Annotated in this window: 2 protein-coding genes; both read right to left on the bottom strand. The window is 57.4% G+C overall.

Going from position 1 to position 2,121, the window contains the following annotated elements; all coding sequences use genetic code 11:
* Positions 1 to 1,360 (bottom strand): MATE family efflux transporter (locus tag GX108_06475; GenBank protein ID NLO56680.1); only part of this gene is annotated, 1,360 nt, incomplete at its 3' end.
* 373 nt (positions 1,361 to 1,733) lie between these two features.
* The coding region (locus tag GX108_06470; protein ID NLO56679.1) for a M15 family metallopeptidase at positions 1,734 to 2,121 on the bottom strand (388 nt) is incomplete at its 5' end.

Raw genomic sequence — 2,121 nt, 5'->3', positions numbered from 1 at the left:
TTTTTCCGTCGTCCTGCGGGATCTTCCATTTCCTCATCTCCAGCCTGAGCATCGACAGGGCCAGGAGAAAACCGCTCAAGTCCATCGCGGGAAAGGCCAGCCAGACCCCGTCAGTGCCCAACAAATGGGGGAGGATCAGCAGCATGGGAAAACAAAAGACGATATGGCGCAGGACCTGCAGGATAAAGGTCGCCCTGGCCCTGCCCAGTGCCTGGAAGGTGTAGCTTGTAACGATGTATAAAGACATCAACGGCAGCAGCATGTACCCGAGCCGCAGCCCCCTTACCGCTATGGCGCCCAGTTCCGCGTCTCCCCTGGAAAAAAGGTTCACCAGGAGGACCGGGAACAATTGGACGATCACCCAGAAAAGGGTGAAGATCCCGGCGGCCGCGATAATGGCCAGCTTCACGATTCCCCTCACCCTGTCAATTTCCCCCGCGCCGTAGTTGAATCCCACCAACGGCTGGACTCCCTCGCCGATTCCAAGGGCGGGAAGATAAAAGAGGGAATCAAGGCTGAAAAAGATCCCCACCGCCGAAATGGCCAGGTCTCCCCCCAGGCGTCCCATTATCCTGTTTATGATTATCAGCAGTGCCACAAAGGAGACCTCGAGCAAACCCGGGGATATTCCTATGGCCAGAGCGGGCAGTATGACCCTCCTCCTCGGAAGCAGGAAGGCCCGCCGGATCTTGAGGCTACTGTGGCGTCGGTAGAAAGCTATAACCCAGCCCAGGGCCACGACCTGGGCGAGGGTGGTTCCCCAGGCAGCTCCTTTGACACCCCACCCCAGGATCGCTATGAAGAGCCAATCGAGAAACAGATTGGTCAGGGTGCCTACCAGCATGGTGCCCATGGCCCACCGAGGGGCGCCTTCGGCCCTCATCAGTCCGTTCATTGAAAAGGTCATTATCAGGAAAGGCATTCCCAATGCTACTATCTGCAAGTAGTCCAGGGCGGGTCCTATAACCAGGTCGCTGGCGGCGAAGAGGCGAAGCATGGGGTTTCCGCAGCAGAACCCCGCCAGCAGGAGCAAAAAACCTCCGGCGAGGGCCATCAAAAAGGCGTTCGCCAGAACCTCTTCTGCCCGGTCCTTGTCGCCGCGACCCAGGTTTCTGGAGACGATGGATGAAGAGCCCACCGTTATCAGGATCCCGGCAGTGATGGCAAGTCCGAAATAGGGGAAGGCCACGGTGACAGCCGCCAGTCCCTGGGAACCCACTATTCGACCGATGAACATTCGGTCGACGATGTTGTACAAGGCGTTGGAGAGCAAGCCGACTATGGCCGGCATGGAGAAACGAAAAAGAAGACTGCCGATGGGGTCGCGCCCCATCACGTCCGTGCGTGTATCGTAAGACAAGTTCTCACTCCTCGCGGATGCCTCTTGCTTAAAACCTGGGGAGGGGTTGAGGGATGGCTCCGCCTCCCCTGGATTGTCCAAGGGAGAAAAGAGCCAGGGGGCCACCGGCGTTATTCAGCCCTGGTTGACCCAGGGCCATCATGGTTCCGGCCGTTTCCCCAGGCCGCGAGATATAGTACTCGCACGACCCTGTTTTTGACAAGGATGCCTTGTCAAAAACGAGGAGTGGGATGGCGAGGGATACCGGATTTTTCTTTTACTGAAACCCCGATCCCTCCTTTTATTGCACTCCCTTCGAGGAGTAATCCTATTCTTTGCGATTTCGCCCGGCAATTTCCGGGATTACACCTTCAGACCTTTTTGATTCAAGGTTTTACCGTCTCCAGCGGAAACAGGGTTCACCGGCCCCGTAGAAAGCAGCTTTTTCTCCCTTCATGAAGGCCCAGTTCTGGTTGCCGTAGTCGAAGTGCCACCACTCGTCGGGGAAGTTGGTGAATCCCACCTTGGTCATGACCCTGAAAAGCATTCGGCGGTTGTCCAGCGCCTCGAGGGCCTTTCCCGAGATCGCCTCCCCCGACGACACTTTCTTTTCAAAATAGACCGTCTCGGACCTGTTGGTGGTCTCGTCGAAATACGAGCCCATGAAGAGGCAGAGGCCCTTATCGTCGGCGATGGTGATGTCTATGGCCCCGCCCGTCAAATGGGGCGAAGGACGTTCAATCTGGGTGGAGGGGAAGGCCACGAAGCGGGACGCCAGGAGG

This window comes from Thermovirga sp. (assembly GCA_012523215.1).
Classification (GTDB): domain Bacteria; phylum Synergistota; class Synergistia; order Synergistales; family Thermovirgaceae; genus 58-81.
Note: the sequence above shows the minus strand (reverse complement) of the source record. Positions and strands in the feature narration are given on the sequence as shown.